This window comes from Flagellimonas hadalis (assembly GCF_007785775.2).
In the GTDB taxonomy this organism is placed as follows: Bacteria; Bacteroidota; Bacteroidia; order Flavobacteriales; family Flavobacteriaceae; genus Flagellimonas; species Flagellimonas hadalis.
In genome coordinates this window covers 1-19,780 of record NZ_VNIK02000012.1, presented here as the reverse complement: position 1 = coordinate 19,780, position 19,780 = coordinate 1, and the positions used below count along the sequence as shown (strand labels likewise).

Below are 19,780 nucleotides of genomic sequence, written 5' to 3'. Positions count from 1 at the left end.
ATGGTACAACAGGAATCAAGATTAAAGGTTGCGGACAACACAGGTGCAAAAGAAGTTTTGACCATCCGCGTACTGGGAGGAACCAAAAGAAGGTATGCTTCCCTAGGTGACAAGATTGTTGTGTCCGTCAAGGAGGCAACTCCAAACGGTACTGTAAAGAAGGGTTCTGTTTCCACGGCCGTTGTGGTGCGGACGAAAAAAGAAGTAAGAAGACCTGATGGCTCTTACATCCGTTTCGACGACAACGCCTGTGTATTGTTGAACGCTGCTGGCGAGATGAGGGGGACCCGTGTTTTCGGTCCTGTTGCAAGAGAGCTTAGGGACAGACAGTTCATGAAGATTGTTTCATTGGCGCCCGAAGTGCTATAAAAGAAATATCAGAGAGATGAAGTTGAAAATCAAAACAGGGGATACGGTAAGAGTCACGGCAGGCGACCACAAAGGTAGCGAAGGCAAGGTGCTCGTAGTGGACCGCGAAAAGAACAAGGCCATCGTGGAAGGCATCAATATGGTGTCCAAACACGAAAAGCCAAGTGCAAAAAACCCTCAAGGAGGCATAACAAAAAAGGAAGCTCCCATACACATTTCTAACCTTTCCTTGATCGACCCTAAGTCTGGCGAAGCCACAAGGGTAGGTTATGAAGTAAGGGATGGCAAGAAAGTAAGGGTCTCCAAAAAATCCAATGAAGTAATTTAGTCATGAGTTACATCCCAAGATTAAAGCAAGAATACAAGGAGCGTGTGATCAAGGCTCTTACCGATGAGTTTGGTTACAAGAACGTAATGCAGGTTCCAAAGTTGGAAAAGATAGTTGTGAGCCGAGGTGTTGGTGCCGCCGTGTCCGACAAAAAGCTCATAGACCACGCTGTGGACGAACTGACCAACATTACAGGTCAGAAAGCCGTTGCCACCATTTCCAAAAAGGACGTTGCTACCTTTAAATTGAGAAAAGGAATGCCCATTGGGGCAAAAGTGACCCTTAGGGGAGAGCGTATGTACGAATTTTTGGATAGATTGATCACCACAGCCCTTCCAAGGGTGCGTGATTTCCAAGGAGTGAAAGCCACCGGTTTCGACGGCAGGGGCAATTACAATCTAGGAATCACCGAGCAGATCATCTTCCCGGAGATCAACATAGACAGGATCAACAGGATCAATGGAATGGATATTACCTTCGTTACTTCTGCCGATACTGATAAAGAAGCAAAATCATTGTTAACCCAATTGGGAATACCCTTTAAAAAGAACTAGTATGGCCAAGGAATCAATGAAAGCCCGTGAGAGAAAAAGGGCAAAAATGGTTGAGAAGTATGCCGAGAAAAGAAAGGCACTGAAAGAGGCTGGAGATTATGAGGCACTTCAGAAGTTGCCAAAGAACGCATCTCCCGTACGTATGCACAACCGTTGCAAATTGACCGGTAGACCGAGAGGATACATGAGAACATTTGGCATATCCAGGGTCATGTTCAGGGAAATGGCCAACCAGGGCTTGATTCCAGGTGTTAAAAAGGCAAGTTGGTAATTTAGATAAAGAAAAGAAATGCTTACAGATCCAATTTCAGATTATCTGACCAGAATTAGAAATGCCAGCAAGGCAGGTCATAGGGTAGTGGATATTCCCGCTTCCAATCTTAAGAGACAGATTACCAAAATATTGTTCGATCAAGGCTATATTTTGAGCTACAAGTTCGAGGAGGACAAGGTACAGGGGAACATCAAGATAGCCCTTAAGTATGACAAATCCACCAAGGAGCCCATCATCAAGAAGTTGCAAAGGGTGAGCAAGCCCGGTCTTCGCAAGTATGCGGCCTCTGATGAGCTTCCAAGGGTCTTGAACGGTTTGGGTATTGCCATCGTGTCAACTTCCCACGGAGTGATGACCAGCAAGCAGGCCAAGCAGGAGAACGTTGGTGGCGAGGTATTGTGCTACGTATATTAATAGAGAAAAGAGAAGAAAAATGTCAAGAATAGGTAACAATCCAATTACAGTTCCAGATGGCGTCACCGTAGAGGTGAAGGATGCCGTGGTGACCGTAAAAGGAAAATTGGGAGAACTTTCCCAGGATTTCTCGGAAGTTGATGTAAAGGTTGAAGATGGGAGTGTTGTAGTGGAAAGACCATCGGATTCCAAAGAGCACAAAGCAAAGCATGGTCTATACCGCGCTCTTGTGGCCAATATGATCAAAGGTGTATCACAGGGTTGGACCAAGCAATTGGAATTGGTGGGTGTTGGATACAGGGCCAGCAACCAAGGACAAAAATTGGACCTTGCCCTGGGATTCTCGCATAACATCGTCATGGACATTGCTCCTGAGGTGCAGATAGAGACCATATCCGAAAAGGGAAAGAACCCTATCGTGAAACTAACATCTCATGACAAACAGTTGGTGGGCCAAGTGGCCGCCAAGATCAGAGGCTTCCGCAAGCCAGAACCTTACAAAGGAAAAGGTATCAAGTTTGTTGGTGAGCAACTAAGAAGAAAAGCAGGTAAATCAGCTTAATGATATAAGACTATGGGATTATCTACGACTGAAAGAAAATTACGCATCCGAAGAAGAATACGCAAAGTGTCCTTCGGAACTGAAGCAAGACCAAGATTGTCCGTTTTCAGGAGCAACAAGGAAATATATGCCCAGTTGATCGATGACAACAAAGGGGTCACCCTTGCTGCTGCATCATCAAGGGACAAAGGTGTTGACGCGAAAGGATCCAAATCCGATGTGGCCACTGCCGTTGGTAAGGCCATTGCCGAAAAAGCCCTTAAGCTAGGTGTGGATACCGTGGCCTTTGATAGGGGAGGAAACCTATACCACGGAAGAGTAAAATCATTGGCTGAAGGAGCTAGGGAAGCAGGACTAAAATTCTAATAAGAGCTATGTACCAAAATTATAAGAACGTAGAGATTGTTAAGCCAGGTGGACTGGAGTTGAAAGACCGTTTGGTTGGAGTACAAAGGGTTACCAAGGTGACAAAAGGTGGTAGGGCCTTCGGTTTTTCTGCAATTGTTGTGGTTGGTGATGAAAATGGAGTTGTTGGACATGGTCTTGGCAAATCAAAAGAAGTTGCAACTGCTATAGCAAAAGCCATCGAGGATGCCAAAAAGAACTTGGTCCGTATTCCTTTGAACAAAGCCACACTTCCCCACGAACAAAAAGGGAAGTATGGAGGTGCAAAGGTTTATATCCAACCAGCTTCCCATGGTACCGGAGTGATCGCAGGTGGTGCGGTCAGGGCCGTACTCGAAGCAGTCGGTGTACAGGATGTATTGTCAAAGTCACAAGGATCATCCAACCCCCACAATGTGGTAAAGGCAACTTTTGATGCCCTATTGCAATTGAGGAGCGCCGATACCGTGGCAAAACAAAGAGGCATTTCTTTGGAAAAAGTCTTTAAAGGATAAAAAGAGGATATGATGTCAAAGATTAAGGTAAAACAAGTAAAGAGCGCCATCAAAAGGCCACAGAACCAAAAAAGGACTTTGGAGGCCCTTGGACTGCGCAAGATCGGGCATGTTGTTGAACACGACGCAACGCCTAATATCCTTGGAATGATAAATAAGGTAAAACACTTGGTTTCCACAGAGGAAGCCTAAAAATATAACGGCACATGGATTTACATAATCTTAAACCAGCGGAAGGCGCTGTTCACAAAGAAGGAAAGCGTGTAGGAAGAGGAGAGGGCTCTGGAAAAGGAGGAACCTCCACCCGTGGACACAAAGGAGCCAAAGCCAGATCTGGATATTCCAAGAAAATTGGTTTTGAAGGAGGTCAGATGCCTTTGCAAAGAAGGGTTCCCAAGTTTGGTTTCAAGAACATCAACAGAAAGGAATACAGAGGGATCAACTTGGCCAAGCTTCAGGAATTGGTGGACAATGCCGGTGTGAAGAACGAAGTTACACTGGACACTCTGATCGCGAACGGATTGGCGCACAAGAACGATTTGGTCAAGATTTTGGGCAACGGAGAGTTGAAAGCGTCCCTAAAAGTAACTGCACATAAATTTAGTGCTTCCGCAAAAGCTGCCATCGAGGCTGCCGGAGGTGAGGCAATAAGTTTATAAGTACGTATAGCATGAAGAAATTTATCGAGACCATATCAAATATCTGGAAAATTGATGAGCTGAGACAGCGCATCATCCTTACCCTCGGCCTATTGTTGGTGTACCGTTTTGGTGCCCAGGTCGTGCTTCCCGGTATTGATACTGCCCAATTGGCCCAATTGGCCTCCCAAACCGATTCGGGTATTTTGGGGATTCTTAATGCTTTCACAGGAGGTGCTTTTGCCAATGCATCCGTATTTGCATTGGGGATCATGCCCTACATTTCTGCATCCATCGTGGTACAGTTGATGGGAATCGCCATCCCCTACCTGCAAAAATTGCAGAAAGAGGGAGAAAGTGGTAGAAAGACCATCAATCAGATTACACGTTGGTTGACCATCGGTATCTGTATTGTACAAGCCCCAGCCTATTTGTACGGTCTTGGAGCTTTGGGAGTGCCGGACAGCGCCTTTATTTTGGGCAAAGGTTTGGATTTCATCATCCCTGCCGTAGTGATCTTGGTCACTGGATGTGTGTTTGCCATGTGGTTGGGTGAAAAGATTACCGATAAAGGTATTGGAAACGGTATCTCTTTATTGATCATGGTCGGTATCATTGCCACCATGCCGCAATCCTTTGTGCAGGAGTTCATTTCCAGGACCACGAACAACACCGGAGGTATCATGTTCATGTTGATAGAGGTGATCGTATGGTTCTTGGTGATCTTGGCCTGTGTACTCTTGGTCATGGCCGTGAGACAGATACCTGTGCAATATGCCAGAAGAACAGCCTCTGGAGGTTATGAAAAGAACATCATGGGAGCTAGACAATATATCCCATTAAAACTGAACGCTTCCGGGGTAATGCCCATCATCTTCGCACAGGCGATCATGTTCGCACCAAGTTTGTTGGGAAGAACGTTCAACAATACTGCAGTGGGACAGTGGATGGAAGTCCAGTTCGCAGATATCTTCGGATTGGCCTATAACATCCTGTTCGCTGTACTGATCATTATATTTACCTACTTCTATACGGCCATCACCGTGCCTACCAATAAAATGGCCGATGACCTAAAAAGAAGTGGCGGTTTCATACCCGGTATCAGACCCGGAAAAGAAACCGGGGATTATTTGGACAAGATCATGTCATTGATCACCTTGCCAGGATCTATTTTCTTGGCGTTGTTGGCCGTGTTGCCCGCATTGGTGGTCAAATTGATGGATGTGCAGGCAGGCTGGGCCCTGTTTTACGGTGGAACATCGCTGTTGATCATGGTCGGTGTGGCCATTGATACGGTACAACAAGTCAATTCCTATTTGTTGAACAGGCATTATGATGGCTTGATGAAAACCGGAAAAAACAGAAAAGTAGCATAACCCTATGGCAAAGCAGTCAGCAATAGAACAAGATGGGACTATCATTGAGGCATTGTCAAACGCAATGTTCAGGGTAGAACTGGAAAACGGGCATGTTGTAACGGCGCACATCTCCGGGAAAATGAGGATGCACTACATCAAATTGCTCCCAGGGGACAAAGTAAAGTTGGAAATGAGTCCATACGATTTAACAAAAGCAAGAATTACTTATAGATACTAGTTACGATGAAAGTAAGAGCATCAATAAAGAAGAGGAGTGCCGAATGCAAAATAGTTCGCAGAAAAGGCAGATTGTACGTAATCAACAAAAAGAATCCTAGATTTAAACAAAGACAAGGGTAGTTATGGCAAGAATTGCAGGTGTAGATATACCTAAACAAAAGCGTGGCGTTATTTCACTTACCTATATTTTTGGAATAGGTAAAAGCAGGGCGCAAGAGATTTTGAAGATGGCCCAGGTAAGCGAGGATACCAAGGTATCCGAATGGAACGATGACGAGATCGGTAGGATCAGGGACGCCGTTTCCACTTTCACCATCGAAGGAGAGCTCCGCTCAGAGACACAGATGAACATCAAGCGTTTGATGGACATCGGTTGTTACCGTGGAATTCGTCACAGAGCTGGACTGCCACTAAGGGGACAACGTACCAAGAACAACTCTAGGACCAGAAAAGGAAAACGTAAAACAGTTGCCAACAAGAAAAAAGCAACTAAATAATAAGAACAGTCATTAGTCTTTAGACGTTAGAAGAATCTGTTTGAAATGTAAAAGTCTAGGATTCCAATAACTAAGAGCTAACAACTAGAAACTAAAAGATATGGCAAAAGCAAATACCAAAACAGCTGCCAAAAAGCGCAAGGTGATCGTAGAATCTACCGGAGAAGCGCACGTAGTGGCATCTTTCAACAACATCATCATTTCCCTGACCAATAAGAAGGGCGATGTGATTTCTTGGTCCTCAGCAGGAAAAATGGGGTTCCGCGGATCTAAAAAGAATACTCCCTATGCCGCGCAGGTGGCAGCAGAGGATTGTTCCAAGGTAGCCCACGAAGCAGGATTGAGAAAAGTGAAGGTATATGTAAAAGGACCAGGTAACGGTAGGGAATCTGCTATCCGTTCCATCCACAATTCAGGGATCGAGGTCACCGAGATCATCGATGTGACCCCACTACCGCACAACGGTTGTAGACCACCCAAAAGAAGAAGAGTTTAATCAAGTATAATCAAATGGCCCCAAAAGGGTCTTCACAGAAGGCGCAGTTAGATTATCGAAGGATAAGCCTTAATTCATAATCGCGCTTTCCAAATTAAAGAAGATGGCAAGATACACAGGACCAAAAACAAAGATCGCTAGAAAGTTTGGAGAAGCGATTTTCGGGGACGACAAATCCTTTGAAAAGAAAAATTACCCTCCAGGACAACACGGTAACAACAGACGTCGCGGCAAGAAATCAGAATACGCCGTGCAGTTGATGGAAAAACAAAAGGCCAAATATACCTATGGTATTTTGGAGCGTCAGTTCCGTAACCTGTTCGCAGAGGCCAAAAGAAAAGAAGGAGTTACCGGTGAGGTATTGCTCCAGTTGTGCGAATCCCGCTTGGACAACGTAGTCTACAGAATGGGAATCTCCCCTTCAAGAAGGGGCGCACGCCAGTTGGTCTCGCACAGGCACATCACTGTAAACGGTAACGTGGTGAACATTCCTTCATACAAGTTGAAAGCAGGTGACGTTGTCGGAGTAAGGGAAAAATCAAAATCCGTTGAATCCATCGTAGATTCATTGGCTGCCAATAGTTCCGTTTATGAGTGGATCACTTGGAATTCTGAAAAGAAGGAAGGTACTTTCGTATCTGTTCCACAAAGAATCCAGATTCCTGAAAACATCAAGGAGCAGCTGATCGTCGAATTATACTCTAAATAAGAATTCAACATTAATCCAATTATGGCATTACTTAATTTTCAGAAGCCCGATAAAGTTATAATGATAGATTCAACAGATTTCGAAGGGAAATTTGAATTCCGCCCTTTGGAACCTGGTTATGGCTTGACAGTTGGGAACGCGCTGAGAAGGGTTTTGCTTTCCTCTTTGGAAGGTTTTGCCATCACTTCTGTGCGCATAGATGGAGTTGAACATGAATTTTCTGTCGTCCCTGGCGTTGTTGAGGATGTAACTGAAATCATATTGAACCTAAAACAAGTTAGGTTCAAAAGACAGATTGATGATGTTGAGAGCGAGACCGTTTCCATCTCTGTGAGCGGAAAAGAACAATTGACTGCCGGTGATTTCCAGAAATTCATTTCAGGATATCAGGTGCTCAACCCAGATTTGGTGATCTGCAACATGGGTCCCAAAGTGAGCATCAACATGGAGATCGTCATCGAAAAAGGACGTGGGTATGTTCCTGCCGAGGAGAACAAGAAATCCAATGCACCGCTTGGTAGCATCGCAGTGGATTCTGTGTACACTCCCGTTAAGAACGTAAAATATAGCATCGAGAACTACAGGGTAGAACAAAAGACCGATTATGAGAAATTGGTTTTTGAGATCATTACCGATGGTTCCATCCACCCAAAAGATGCATTGACCGAGGCCGCCAAGGTTTTGATCCACCACTTTATGTTGTTCTCCGATGAGCGCATCACCCTTGAGGCTGATGAGATCGCACAGACAGAGACCTACGATGAGGAGTCATTGCACATGCGTCAACTGTTGAAGACCAAATTGGTGGACATGGACCTGTCCGTCAGGGCATTGAACTGCCTGAAAGCTGCCGAAGTGGATACTTTGGGAGACTTGGTTTCCTTCAACAAGAACGACCTAATGAAATTTAGGAACTTTGGAAAAAAATCCTTGACCGAATTGGAAGAATTGGTGATCAACAAAGGACTTCAGTTTGGAATGGATTTGGGCAAATACAAATTAGATAAAGACTAATCAATCATATTTTGCTCTCCCTATGAACATGGGATTTGGTAGCAAGATGATAAACTGTAAACATGAGACACGGTAAAAAAATCAATCACCTAGGAAGGAAATCGGCCCACAGAAAGGCCATGTTGGCCAATATGGCCTGTTCCTTGATAGAGCACAAGAGAATCAGTACCACTGTTGCCAAGGCCAAGGCCTTGAAGCAGTTCGTTGAGCCTTTGATCACCAAATCAAAGACCGAGAACAACCAGACTGCCGAAAAAGGCACGCACAACAGGAGGATCGTTTTCAGCAATTTGAGGAGCAAGGAAGCGGTGACCGAACTTTTTGGAACAGTGGCCGAGAAAGTGGGCGACAGACCAGGAGGGTACACCCGCATCATCAAGTTGGGCAACCGTTTGGGTGACAACGCCGATATGGCGATGATCGAGTTGGTGGACTTCAACGAGCTTTACAACGCTGGTAAGACCGCCAAGAAATCGACCCGAAGAAGCCGTAGGGGAGGAACTAAGAAAGCAGAGGTGGTTGCACCGGTCGCTGAAACCAAAACCGACGATTCTGAAGAGTAAGAAGAATGTTATCAACTATTATATTAGTGGAAAAGGATAAGTGAGAACTTATCCTTTTTTTATGTTTTTTTGTCAAATAGAAAATAGAACACAGCATGAAGTATCACACAAAGAAAAGCGCATTGATTTTGTTGGCCGATGGGACCATTTTCTATGGTAAGTCCGTTGGGGGAAAAGAAGGTACCGCCGTTGGGGAAGTCTGTTTCAACACAGGGATGACCGGGTACCAGGAAATTTTTACCGATCCTTCCTATTTTGGACAGTTAATGGTGACCACCAATGCCCATATCGGCAACTATGGTACCCAGGAAGATGAAGTGGAATCCGAAACCGTCAAGATCGCAGGGCTTATCTGTAAAAATTTCAGCTATGAGTATTCCAGACCAAGCGCCGATCTGAGCCTTTTGGAATTTTTGGACAAGAACAACCTTTTCGCCATTTCCGATGTGGATACCCGCGCCTTGGTGAGTTATATCAGGGACAATGGAGCCATGAACGCCTTGATTTCCACTAGGGTCGATGAGATCGATGCCCTGAAGGAAGAGCTCAAACAAGTGCCCAGCATGGAAGGATTGGAGCTTTCTTCCAAGGTTTCCACCAAGGAGCCCTATTATTATGGGGACGAAAATTCAACATATCGCATCTCTGCCTTGGACATCGGGATCAAAAAGAACATTTTGAGAAACTTGGCAAAAAGGGGTGCTTATATCAAAGTGTTCCCTTACAACGCTTCTTTTGAGGAAATGCAAGCTTGGAACCCCGACGGCTATTTTATATCCAACGGTCCCGGTGACCCGGAGCCACTGACGGACGCCATTGCAGCGGCCAAGAAGATGATAAAATCGGACAAGCCCTTGTTCGGGATCTGTTTGGGCCACCAAGTCCTGGCCTTGGCCAATGGTGTGTCCACCTACAAGATGCACAATGGACACAGGGGGATCAACCACCCTATATTGAACTTGGTGACGGGCAAGGGAGAGATCACTTCCCAAAACCATGGCTTTGCCGTGAACAGGGAGGAGACCGAAGCACACCCAGAACTGGAGATTACCCACGTGCACCTGAACGACCAGACCGTGGCGGGAATCCGGATGAAGGACAAGGACGTTTTCTCGGTGCAATACCACCCAGAGGCCAGCCCTGGACCCCACGATGCCGACTATCTGTTCGATCAGTTCTTTGATATGATCAAAACAGGGAAAAACTAGGGAGAAATACAGGTTTTTTTTTAAAGCATCCCTATGACATAAAAGTAGAAAGGGTCTTCCTATATAGGAAGACCCTTTGTTATTACATGTTATTCATCTTGTTCAAGTGCCAGAATAGACTCCGACAATTTGCTTGTTGATGTCCTTGTTCACATCCAACTTTGCATTTTTGATAAAGAAGTTGACATGGCCTTCACCCATTCCAAAGCAGAAAAATACCAAGCTGGAATAGTAGTCATCATATTCATCTTCAGCATCTCCTTGATAGAAGCAAGCATCGCCAAAAAGGTAATCACCGGATATGATGTGACCTCCTTCATCCTCATCATCTAGGATAAGGTGATCGCCCAGTTCTTGTTGCAATTCATCAATAAGGTCACTGGATAAGTCGCCCAGTTCTTCTTCCCAATAACTGTCTGTCTCCATTACCAATATTTCTGATTCCTCAAAGGAAATGGTACGGGGTTCGATCCTGAACTTTTTCTCGTAGAAAAGTTTTCCCTTTTGTTCAGGGTAGTCCTGAATTTTCAATTCATTCAATGGACCATCGTAATAGTGGCAAGACGTCTCAACACCAGAATCATCCACGAAGAAATAAAATATGCCTTTATCAGGCAAAATGTCATCGACATCATATGGCTTCAGTTCACTGCAGTTGAACTGTGCGATGAAGTTTAGACCCAGTGGAAACTTAATGGAGTCCGGCAAATGGGGCAGGCCGTAGATTTTTGAAGCCCCCAATGGCACACTCGCCTCATCTTGGGGATTGATTCGGATTTGCTTGAATTTCAAATAGTAAGTCAAGCTTCCCTTCACATCGTCATCAAATTCGGAAAATTCATTCTTTTCCAAGAAATCGTCGATGATTTCCATTGCTTTTTTGTAGTACATAATAAAAGATTTGGTTAAAAAAATTTTTCCAAAATAGGGAAAATGAGTATTCATGTGGCATAATTTTATTAACAATATGTCTCTTTAAATCAAAGGATTAAAAAGGGTTGGATTGAAGCATATTTGTCAGGAGACTGTTGAAGAAATGGACCAGACCTCGGTCGATGGCAATTCTCCAATGGTTCTGGGATTCGCTGTGGGATACGTGTCTCAAAAATGAGGACAGTACGTTTTTCAATCGGGCAAGAAGGTTAAGCGCAGTGATGCTGAGTAAAGAACGGCCAATCGTTCGCTCAAGGTAGGGAAAAACTAGGGAGTGATACAACTGCTTTTTTCAAGCAATCTTAAATAAGATGTACAAAGGGCCTTCCGATTATGGGAAGGCCCTTTGTCATCACACATTTTTATGATTTAGGTGAATAAACCGCAAAAATCTGCTTTTTGAGTTTCTTTTTGGGATTCAGTTTTCCTTTTCTTATAAAGAAATTGACATGTCCCTCTCCCATACGGAAACAGAAAAATAGCACATGGCGCTCAAAATCATCAAAATGGTCTTCATTCTGATGAAAGCAGGCTTTACCAAAAATGTAATCGCCTGATAGCACGTTGACATGGCCTTGTACATCATCAATAGTGATGATATGATCACCCAGTGCTTGTTTCAATTCGTCTATAAGGACGAGGGAAAGATCGCCAATTTCCCTGTCCCAATATACATTTGTACTTAGTACAATCACTTCCGATTCTTCAAAGGAAATGGCACGGGGTTGGCCCTTGAACTTGTCTTCGTAAGGAAGTTTCCCCTCTTGCACGGGATAATCCTGGATTTTCAGTTCATCCAATGGGCCATCGTAATAATGGCAAGATATCCCTTCCAAGGTTTCATCGACAAAAAAGTAAAAAATGCCATTTTCGGGCAAAATATCATCAACATCATAAGGCTTTAGGTCACTGCAGTTGAACTGGGCAATAAAATGAAGGCCCAGTGGAAAATCAATGGAATCGGGCAAGTGGGGCAGGCCGTACATTTTTGAAGTTCCCAATGGCACACTTGCCTCATCTTTGGGGTTGATAGGGGTTTGCTTAAAATCCAAATAGGTGGTCAAGCTTGCCTCGAGGTAGATACTTAAGTGGGGGATTTTGTTCCTTTTCAGGAAATCGTCAATGATTTCCGTTGTTTTTTTGTAGTACATAATAAAAGATTTGGTTAAAAAAAAATTTTTCCAAATTATGCAAAATGAGAATAGGTGTTGAAAAATGTTATCAACAGTATGTATCTTAAATCTAATAGGTTAGAAAGAAATGAACAGAGTGGGACACTTCCGGTTTGGGGATGTCTTTTGTCCAAATGGAACAAACCTCGGCAGATGGCCATTCCCAAATGGTTCCAAGGTCCGCTTTTGGGGTTTTCACTGGAACAATATTTTGAAGATCCTTGCTGGACAAGCTGAAACTAAAACGATATAGTTTTATTTTTAGGTTATCAAGAGGGTTTTATCGAGAGCAACATAGTATCAAAAAGCCGCTCCTTTTGTATCTTAGCCCAATAAAACCACAATATTAATAAAGCGTTACAATGAGCATTATCATCAACATTCATGCAAGACAGATATTAGATTCAAGAGGTAATCCTACGGTAGAAGTAGATGTCGTTACCGAAAATGGTATTTTGGGAAGGGCCGCAGTGCCATCAGGAGCCTCTACAGGAGAGCACGAAGCTGTTGAATTGCGTGATGGGGGAAGCTCGTTTATGGGTAAAGGCGTGACCAACGCTGTCAACAACGTCAATACCATCATCGCTGAGGAATTGGTCGGGACTTCGGTCTTTGAACAAAACCAGATAGACCAGACCATGATCGAGTTGGATGGCACGCCGAACAAATCCAAGCTGGGTGCCAATGCCATTTTGGGGGTTTCCCTCGCTGTGGCCAAAGCGGCCGCTAACGAGTTGGGCATGCCATTGTACCGATATGTGGGTGGAGTAAGTGCAAACACGCTTCCCGTTCCCATGATGAACATTATCAATGGCGGTTCGCACTCCGATGCACCCATAGCGTTCCAGGAATTTATGGTAATGCCCGTAAAGGCAAAAAGTTTCACCCATTCCATGCAGATGGGGACCGAAATTTTCCACAACCTTAAAAAAGTGCTGCACGATCGTGGATTGAGTACCGCTGTAGGGGATGAAGGAGGTTTTGCACCCAACTTGGCCGGAGGTACCGAAGATGCTTTGGACACCATCGCAAAAGCTGTGGAAAAGGCCGGGTACAAATTGGGCGATGATGTCATGATTGCCTTGGATTGTGCCTCTGCGGAGTTCTACGTGGACGGAAAATACGATTACACCAAGTTTGAGGGTGACAAGGGAATGGTGAGGACCTCTGCCGAGCAGGCACAGTACTTGGCCGACCTTTGCGCAAAATATCCCATCATTTCCATTGAGGACGGAATGGATGAGAACGATTGGGACGGATGGAAACTATTGACCGAAAAAATCGGTGATAAAGTGCAATTGGTGGGCGATGACTTGTTCGTGACCAATGTGGAGCGTTTGTCCAGAGGTATCGAGAATGGCATTGCCAATTCCATTTTGATCAAAGTGAACCAAATCGGAACCCTTACCGAGACCATTGCAGCCGTGAACATGGCCAAAAACGCAGGATACACTTCAGTGATGTCGCACCGATCTGGGGAAACCGAGGACAACACCATCGCCGATCTCGCAGTGGCACTTAATACAGGTCAGATCAAGACCGGTTCAGCTTCGAGGAGCGATCGTATGGCCAAGTACAACCAGTTGCTCAGAATAGAGGAGGAGTTGGGAAGTGTGGCCTACTATCCTCAGGAAAAAGCCTTTAAGATCAAATAAAAAGATTGATTTTTTTAATTATAAAAGCCCTTCCAAATTTGGAGGGGCTTTTTTTTGTTACAGTAACAAACTTTGGTTAAATTGATGTTCAACTAAACACACCATTTAAAATTTCCCTCATGAAGAATTTTCTTTTCGTAGCGGCCGAAAATGATGCCCTGGAAAACTGCAAGGCAGGAGGCATGGGCGATGTGGTCAGGGACGTCCCAAGACAGATTTCCGAGCGTGGGGACAGGGCACATGTCATCGTACCGGCCTATTCAAGGCTCCACCATGGGGGACTGCCCAAGACCACGCTCAATTTCTCGCTGAGGGGATTGGGCTATACCGCAGAACTCTATGAAGTAAAACCGAAGAAGGAATTTCCGAACATCTTTCACTATGTACTGCACCACCCAGAGATCGAGGCTGGGGACATTGCCCACATTTACCACAACGACCCCGAAGAACCCTTCTATACCGATGCCATAAAATATTTCATCTTTTGTACCGCAGTGGCCGAGGCCATCAAAAAAGGCGCTTTTGGAAAACTGGATGTGGTCCATTTGCACGATTGGCACTCCAGTCTTTTGCTGTTCCTGAGAAAATTCCATCCCGAATACACCAACCTGAAAGATATCCGGTTCGTGTACAGTATCCATAATTTGGCCATTCAGGGCATTCGGCCGTTCGAAAACAACTATTCGTCCGTGAGGAACTGGTTTCCCGATATTGCCATTGACCACAGGGCATTGATGGATTACCGGTACCGGGATTGCATTAACCTTATGGCCGTGGGCATCCGCTTTGCGGATGCGGTGCACACCGTTTCCCCATCCTACAAGGAAGATGTACTGTTGCCCAGTTCCCCGCCCGAGTTCATAGGGGGGGAAGGTCTGGAACGTGACCTGCAAAAGGCCGACGCCGAAGGAAGGCTCTTTGGAATCTTGAACGGCTGCAATTACAAGAACATCAACAAGGAGAAAAAAGGGAACATCTACCGCAACACCGTCAAGGCACTGTTCAGATGGTTGCAAGAGGAGTCCAAGAAGTATAAGGCCGACTTTCTGGCCCATACCGGGGAAAAGATCATGGAGTATGTGGAGAACAAACCCAAGTTCATCGCTTCCAGCGTGGCCCGCTTGACGGAACAGAAGTTCTACTTTTTTATGCGTTCCCCCGAAGCCTTTGTGGAAATCCTGAAACGTTTGGAGAAAGTGGATGGGATTTTCATACTCTTGGGAACCGGGGCGCCCGAGTACGAAGAGCTTTTCAGAAAATTAAGCTACCAGCATAAGAATTTCATCTTCACCAACGGCCAATCGGAGAAATTGATCGACTCCATGTATCTGGAGTCCGACCTCTATTTTATGCCGAGCCTTTTTGAGCCGTGCGGCATCAGTCAGATGCTGGCCATGCGTAACGGGAATCCATGCCTTGTGCATCATACCGGCGGATTGAAGGATACAGTGGAACACATGGTCACAGGCTTCAGTTTCGATGGGGAAAGTTATGATGAAAAGATCAAAAACATGTTGGAAGCCTTCGATGAGGCACTGGATGTGTTTGAAAACGACAAGCCCAAATGGAAGAAAATCCAAGCTTCCGCCAAAAAAATGCGCTTCACTTGGCAGAAGTCCGTGGACGAATATTACAAACAACTTTACAAAACAAATTGAAGATTTTCCACCGTTGATATTTTATTGTTAATAACAGCACAAATCACAACAGTAAATTGTTAATGGTTCCGCTTTTTCGTAAATTCCGCATTCTATTTTTACTAATCTATTTAATTGTATAAATGTCGGACAAAGCTATACTCGAATATGGGGGTAAACGGTATGAATTCCCTGTAATCAAAGGTACTGAAGATGAATTGGCCATAGATATAAAAACGTTGAGGGCAGAAACAGGAATGGTGACCATAGACCCGGGTTACAAGAACACGGGATCCTGTGAAAGTGCCGTTACCTTCCTCGATGGTGAAAAGGGGATATTGCGATACCGGGGTTACTCCATTGAAGAGTTGGCCGAGAAAGCTGACTTTTTGGAAGTGGCTTACCTGCTCATCTTTGGCGAACTGCCCAATAAGGCACAGCTGGCAAAATTCCATAGCGACATTAAAGAGGAATCCCAAGTGGATGAGGAGATGAAGAAGATCTTGGACGGGTTTCCAAAATCTGCCCACCCTATGGGCGTACTTTCGTCCCTGACAAGTGCTTTGGTCGCCTTTAACCCCACATCCGTAGATGTGTCTTCTGAGACGGCCATGTACAATTCCATTGTGCGCATTCTGGCCAAGTTCCCGGTATTGGTGGCGTGGACCCTTCGCAAAAAGAAAGGACTACCGCTCGATTATGGCGATGATTCATTGGGATATGTGGAGAACATCCACAAAATGATGTTCAAAAGACCCAACCAGGAATACAAAAAAGACCCTATCGCCATAGATGCATTGGACAAGTTGTTGATTTTGCACGCAGACCACGAGCAAAACTGCTCCACATCCACTGTGCGTATCGTGGGTTCTTCACATGCAGGTCTGTTCGCTTCGTTGTCCGCCGGTATTTCGGCCCTTTGGGGACCACTTCATGGAGGGGCCAACCAAGCGGTTCTCGAAATGTTGGAAGCTATCGAAGCAGATGGTGGTGATACCAAAAAATATATGGCCAAGGCCAAGGACAAGGACGACCCGTTCCGATTGATGGGCTTTGGGCACCGTGTCTATAAAAACTTTGACCCAAGGGCCAAGATCATTAAGAAAGCGGCAGACGATGTGTTGGGTAATCTGGGCATCCAAGACCCCATTCTTGACATAGCCAAGGGACTGGAGAAAGAAGCTTTGGAAGACCCTTATTTCGTGGACAGGAAACTGTACCCCAATGTCGATTTTTATTCCGGGATCATTTATCGCGCCCTTGGCATCCCCACAGAGATGTTCACAGTGATGTTCGCACTCGGAAGATTGCCCGGTTGGATTGCCCAATGGAGGGAGATGCGATTGCGAAAAGAGCCCATAGGAAGGCCCCGCCAAGTATATATCGGGGAAAACCTAAGGTCTTTTGTGCCGTTGGAAAAAAGGTAAGATTTGGGACAACGACTTTACAGAAAGGGCGATTTATCGTCCTTTCTGCATTTATAACCTACTGGCTGAACCTAAGTTCAGTGCCTTGTCGGTATCATAGCATATCCGCATGACCTCCCGGTGGTAATGCTTTTGTATTTCCGAAAGCTCCCTGTTCAGCAGATAGTCCTTGGAACGTAGGAACTCTTGATGGATAAAATTATGCGCATCGATGTAGTTCAGGTTTTTTGTCACTGTTTCCATGGAAACTTTATACTTTGCCAAGGAATTATCCACCTTTTTGATGTCCCAGTCATTGTTGACTCCCTCATCCGAAGCAAGGCTTTCAGGAAAATCCTCCTTGCCGATACAGTCCTTATACTTGGCAGCATAGATGGACGGTGCCCCATCATTGGAAACAGTAGTGTCATCAACCCCTCTTTCACCATGAAACGCATCAATCCCTCCAAGTACGGCAAAGGCACCTGCGAGGAGTGAGGTCAATAATAGTATTTTCTTTATTTGTAGGAAAAATCTTAATACAAATGTAATGAATAAAAATGTATTGACCACATTTGATAAAGAGAAAATGGACCAAAAAATGGTTTTTTAACTAACTGAAAAACATTTGGTTACAGCGTGGCAGTTTTTCTTTTTCAGGCTGGGGAAAATCACCATGATTATTGTGTTTTTTCCTTTTTCGTAGGAGGGAAATAGGGAGTAAAACACTAGATTTGCCCCAGAAATTTTAAGGTATTTGTTCAACGGTCAATACGGTCCACCAGATGATACGATTGCACATAGAAAACGAGACGAGTCCATTGAAGGCGGTGCTGTTGGGAACGGCCAAAAGCTGCGGTCCCACGCCGACACCTGAGGAAGCTTATGACCCCAAATCGTTGGAACATATCTTGGCGGGCACCTATCCCAAAGAGGAGGACATGGTGCAGGAAATGGACGCATTTGCCCAAGTATTCCAAAAATATGGGGTGAAGGTGTACAGGCCCGAGGTCCTGGAAGATTGCAACCAGATCTTTACACGAGACATTGCCTTTGTGATAGGGGATAAGCTGTTCCATGCCAACATACTGCCCGATCGGGAGCAGGAATTTGAGGCCATCCACGAAGTGTTGGACATGATCGCCTCGGAAAACATCATCAGGCCGCCAGTGGAGGTACACATCGAAGGTGGGGACGTAATGCCTTGGAACGACCATATTTTCATCGGTACCTATACTGGGCCCGACTATGCAAGCTATATCACCGCCCGCACCAACAAAGCGGCCGTGGACTATATCCGGGAGCTATTTCCCCACAAAACGGTGAGATCTTTCGAGCTGCGGAAATCCAACACCGACCCTAGGGAAAATGCCCTACATCTGGACTGTTGTTTCCAGCCTGTGGGCAAGGACAAGGCCATTCTGCACAAAAATGGGTTTTTGGTGGAGGAGGAATACCGTTATTTGGTAGATTTTTTTGGACCGGATAACATTTTTGAAATTGATAAGAACGAAATGTACCAGATGTTCAGCAACGTATTTTCCATCTCCCCAGAGGTGGTGGTCTCCGAGAAAAACTTTACCCGCCTGAACAACTGGCTCCGTGATCAAGGATTTACCGTAGAGGAGATTCCCTATGCTGAGATTGCCAAACAGGAAGGGCTGTTGCGCTGCAGCACCATGCCCTTGATCAGAGAAAAATAAGAATGTCCCCTTGAGAGCTCGCACTGAGCAAAGTCGAAGTGGGACTTAAGAGGTGTTGTGATACACACCCCAATACAAAAAAAGCAAAGTAGAATAGTGAAAAAACAGATTACCGATACCATTCTTATGGTCCGTCCCGTAAATTTTAGGATGAACGAGCAGACCGCCGTGAACAACTATTTCCAGGAAGACCTGGATGTGAAGAACGCAGAGATCAATCAAAAGGCACAGCAGGAGTTTGACCAGTTTGTAAAAGTGCTCCGCGAGCAAGGTGTGAACGTGATCACGGTGGACGATACCAAGGAGCGCGACACCCCCGATTCCATTTTTCCGAACAATTGGGTGTCCTTTCATGAGGACGGGACCGTTTGCATCTACCCAATGTTTGCCGAAAACCGCCGGAAGGAACGCCGGGAAGATATTTTCGCACTGTTGGAGGAAAAGGGATTTGTGATCGACCATGTGATGGACTATACCGCTGCGGAAGAGGAAGGTGTTTTTTTAGAGGGCACGGGCAGCATCTTGTTGGACCGGGTGAACCAAAAGGCCTATTGCGCCCTTTCCGAGCGCGCGCACGAGGAGCTTTTTATTGAGTTCTGTGAAGATTTTGACTGTTTCCCTGTCATTTTTACGGCCAACCAGACCGTGGATGGGCAGCGGTTGCCCATTTACCACACCAATGTGATGATGGCCATGGCGGAGACTTTTGTGGTCATCTGTTTGGCCACCATTGACGATAAAAAGGAGCGTAAGAACGTGGTGGACCACATCAAAAAGGATGGTAGGGAGATCATCGACATCAGCGAGCAGCAGATGTACCACTTTGCGGGCAACATGCTCCAAGTGATCGGTGCCAACGATCAACGCTATATGGTGATGAGCTCCGCGGCCTACAACAGCTTGCGCAAGGATCAGATCGCGGCCATGGAAAAGCATTGCGGTATCATCCACAGTCCGCTGGACACCATCGAGACCTGCGGGGGCGGCAGTGCCCGTTGCATGATGGCCGAAGTGTTCTTGCCAAAATCATGAATTGTCCCCTTGAGGCCTGCCTGCCGTTTCATAAATTCCAAATGACAAATTCCCATACGTTGTCAGGTCGAGTGTTCCAAATGGGCTTGGAATGTATCGAGACCTCTTCCAGGGAAAAT

Annotated in this window: 27 protein-coding genes; 24 read left to right on the top strand and 3 right to left on the bottom strand. The window is 45.4% G+C overall.

The genetic code is table 11. The features are described 5' to 3' along the window. The 19 genes from rplN to carA all read left to right on the top strand — a co-directional run bounded on the left by rplN (position 1) and on the right by carA (position 10,123). Positions 1-369 (top strand): 50S ribosomal protein L14, encoded by a 369-nt coding sequence (gene rplN / locus FOT42_RS14860; protein WP_072881245.1) that lies wholly within the window; start codon positions 1-3, stop codon positions 367-369. A 16-nt stretch (positions 370-385) separates the two neighbouring features. Next, positions 386-697 (top strand): 50S ribosomal protein L24, encoded by a 312-nt coding sequence (gene rplX, locus FOT42_RS14855; protein ID WP_072881247.1) that lies wholly within the window; start codon positions 386-388, stop codon positions 695-697. Between the two features lie 2 nt (positions 698-699). After that, positions 700-1,251 (top strand): 50S ribosomal protein L5, encoded by a 552-nt coding sequence (rplE, locus tag FOT42_RS14850; RefSeq protein ID WP_072881249.1) that lies wholly within the window; start codon positions 700-702, stop codon positions 1,249-1,251. A gap of 1 nt (position 1,252) precedes the next feature. Then, positions 1,253-1,522: a 30S ribosomal protein S14 gene (gene rpsN, locus FOT42_RS14845; protein ID WP_151891324.1), complete on the top strand. Its 270-nt coding sequence runs from the start codon at positions 1,253-1,255 to the stop codon at positions 1,520-1,522. An 18-nt stretch (positions 1,523-1,540) separates the two neighbouring features. Then, positions 1,541-1,939 carry a 30S ribosomal protein S8 gene (gene rpsH / locus FOT42_RS14840; protein WP_151891323.1) on the top strand — a complete coding sequence of 133 codons (399 nt, stop codon included), beginning with the start codon at positions 1,541-1,543 and terminating at the stop codon, positions 1,937-1,939. Positions 1,940-1,958: 19 nt separating this feature from the next. Beyond that, on the top strand, positions 1,959-2,501 hold the full coding sequence (gene rplF, locus FOT42_RS14835; RefSeq protein WP_151891322.1) for a 50S ribosomal protein L6: 543 nt from the start codon (positions 1,959-1,961) through the stop codon (positions 2,499-2,501). A gap of 12 nt (positions 2,502-2,513) precedes the next feature. Beyond that, a complete protein-coding gene (gene rplR, locus FOT42_RS14830; protein ID WP_151891321.1) occupies positions 2,514-2,867 on the top strand; it encodes a 50S ribosomal protein L18 in 354 nt (117 codons plus the stop codon). Positions 2,868-2,875: 8 nt separating this feature from the next. Then, entirely contained in the window at positions 2,876-3,400 is a 525-nt protein-coding gene (rpsE, locus tag FOT42_RS14825) for a 30S ribosomal protein S5 (RefSeq protein ID WP_151891320.1), read from the top strand. Positions 3,401-3,412: 12 nt separating this feature from the next. Then, complete coding sequence (gene rpmD / locus FOT42_RS14820; RefSeq protein ID WP_072881262.1) at positions 3,413-3,592, top strand: 50S ribosomal protein L30; 180 nt, start codon at positions 3,413-3,415, stop codon at positions 3,590-3,592. A 14-nt stretch (positions 3,593-3,606) separates the two neighbouring features. Beyond that, on the top strand, positions 3,607-4,059 hold the full coding sequence (gene rplO, locus FOT42_RS14815) for a 50S ribosomal protein L15 (RefSeq protein WP_151891319.1): 453 nt from the start codon (positions 3,607-3,609) through the stop codon (positions 4,057-4,059). An 11-nt stretch (positions 4,060-4,070) separates the two neighbouring features. Then, on the top strand, positions 4,071-5,414 hold the full coding sequence (gene secY, locus FOT42_RS14810) for a preprotein translocase subunit SecY (protein ID WP_151891318.1): 1,344 nt from the start codon (positions 4,071-4,073) through the stop codon (positions 5,412-5,414). Positions 5,415-5,418: 4 nt separating this feature from the next. Continuing rightward, positions 5,419-5,634, top strand: coding sequence for a translation initiation factor IF-1 (gene infA / locus FOT42_RS14805; RefSeq protein WP_008239515.1), 216 nt, complete (start codon positions 5,419-5,421; stop codon positions 5,632-5,634). 5 nt (positions 5,635-5,639) lie between these two features. Then, positions 5,640-5,756 (top strand): type B 50S ribosomal protein L36, encoded by a 117-nt coding sequence (ykgO, locus tag FOT42_RS14800; RefSeq protein WP_013621733.1) that lies wholly within the window; start codon positions 5,640-5,642, stop codon positions 5,754-5,756. Positions 5,757-5,758: 2 nt separating this feature from the next. After that, a complete protein-coding gene (gene rpsM, locus FOT42_RS14795; protein ID WP_151891317.1) occupies positions 5,759-6,133 on the top strand; it encodes a 30S ribosomal protein S13 in 375 nt (124 codons plus the stop codon). A gap of 100 nt (positions 6,134-6,233) precedes the next feature. Beyond that, positions 6,234-6,629 carry a 30S ribosomal protein S11 gene (rpsK, locus tag FOT42_RS14790; protein WP_151891316.1) on the top strand — a complete coding sequence of 132 codons (396 nt, stop codon included), beginning with the start codon at positions 6,234-6,236 and terminating at the stop codon, positions 6,627-6,629. A 103-nt stretch (positions 6,630-6,732) separates the two neighbouring features. Next, positions 6,733-7,338 carry a 30S ribosomal protein S4 gene (gene rpsD / locus FOT42_RS14785; protein ID WP_151891315.1) on the top strand — a complete coding sequence of 202 codons (606 nt, stop codon included), beginning with the start codon at positions 6,733-6,735 and terminating at the stop codon, positions 7,336-7,338. Positions 7,339-7,359: 21 nt separating this feature from the next. After that, a complete protein-coding gene (locus tag FOT42_RS14780) occupies positions 7,360-8,352 on the top strand; it encodes a DNA-directed RNA polymerase subunit alpha (protein ID WP_151891314.1) in 993 nt (330 codons plus the stop codon). Positions 8,353-8,414: 62 nt separating this feature from the next. Continuing rightward, positions 8,415-8,915: a 50S ribosomal protein L17 gene (rplQ, locus tag FOT42_RS14775; RefSeq protein ID WP_151891313.1), complete on the top strand. Its 501-nt coding sequence runs from the start codon at positions 8,415-8,417 to the stop codon at positions 8,913-8,915. Between the two features lie 95 nt (positions 8,916-9,010). Further along, positions 9,011-10,123 (top strand): glutamine-hydrolyzing carbamoyl-phosphate synthase small subunit, encoded by a 1,113-nt coding sequence (gene carA, locus FOT42_RS14770; RefSeq protein WP_151891312.1) that lies wholly within the window; start codon positions 9,011-9,013, stop codon positions 10,121-10,123. A 102-nt stretch (positions 10,124-10,225) separates the two neighbouring features. Here carA and FOT42_RS14765 read toward each other — a convergent pair whose 3' ends face one another. Then, positions 10,226-11,014 carry a DUF1963 domain-containing protein gene (locus tag FOT42_RS14765; protein WP_192938415.1) on the bottom strand — a complete coding sequence of 263 codons (789 nt, stop codon included), beginning with the start codon at positions 11,012-11,014 and terminating at the stop codon, positions 10,226-10,228. 404 nt (positions 11,015-11,418) lie between these two features. After that, complete coding sequence (locus tag FOT42_RS14760; RefSeq protein ID WP_151891310.1) at positions 11,419-12,207, bottom strand: DUF1963 domain-containing protein; 789 nt, start codon at positions 12,205-12,207, stop codon at positions 11,419-11,421. 383 nt (positions 12,208-12,590) lie between these two features. On the opposite strand from FOT42_RS14760, the gene eno reads away from it, so the two are divergent. From eno to FOT42_RS14745, 3 genes are all read left to right on the top strand, one after another. Further along, positions 12,591-13,883: a phosphopyruvate hydratase gene (gene eno / locus FOT42_RS14755; protein ID WP_151891309.1), complete on the top strand. Its 1,293-nt coding sequence runs from the start codon at positions 12,591-12,593 to the stop codon at positions 13,881-13,883. A gap of 119 nt (positions 13,884-14,002) precedes the next feature. Further along, the gene (locus tag FOT42_RS14750; RefSeq protein WP_151891308.1) at positions 14,003-15,541 is read left to right on the top strand and encodes a glycogen synthase; all 1,539 of its coding nucleotides are present in this window, start codon (positions 14,003-14,005) and stop codon (positions 15,539-15,541) included. Positions 15,542-15,663: 122 nt separating this feature from the next. Then, positions 15,664-16,947 carry a citrate synthase gene (locus FOT42_RS14745; RefSeq protein ID WP_151891307.1) on the top strand — a complete coding sequence of 428 codons (1,284 nt, stop codon included), beginning with the start codon at positions 15,664-15,666 and terminating at the stop codon, positions 16,945-16,947. A 51-nt stretch (positions 16,948-16,998) separates the two neighbouring features. On the opposite strand, the gene FOT42_RS14740 is transcribed toward FOT42_RS14745, so the two are convergent. Further along, complete coding sequence (locus tag FOT42_RS14740) at positions 16,999-17,430, bottom strand: hypothetical protein (protein ID WP_151891306.1); 432 nt, start codon at positions 17,428-17,430, stop codon at positions 16,999-17,001. Between the two features lie 281 nt (positions 17,431-17,711). Between FOT42_RS14740 and FOT42_RS14735 the strand changes: the two genes are divergently transcribed. After that, positions 17,712-18,629 (top strand): dimethylarginine dimethylaminohydrolase family protein, encoded by a 918-nt coding sequence (locus tag FOT42_RS14735; protein WP_151891305.1) that lies wholly within the window; start codon positions 17,712-17,714, stop codon positions 18,627-18,629. 126 nt (positions 18,630-18,755) lie between these two features. After that, on the top strand, positions 18,756-19,661 hold the full coding sequence (ctlX, locus tag FOT42_RS14730; RefSeq protein ID WP_151891392.1) for a citrulline utilization hydrolase CtlX: 906 nt from the start codon (positions 18,756-18,758) through the stop codon (positions 19,659-19,661). Positions 19,662-19,780: the final 119 nt, after the last annotated feature.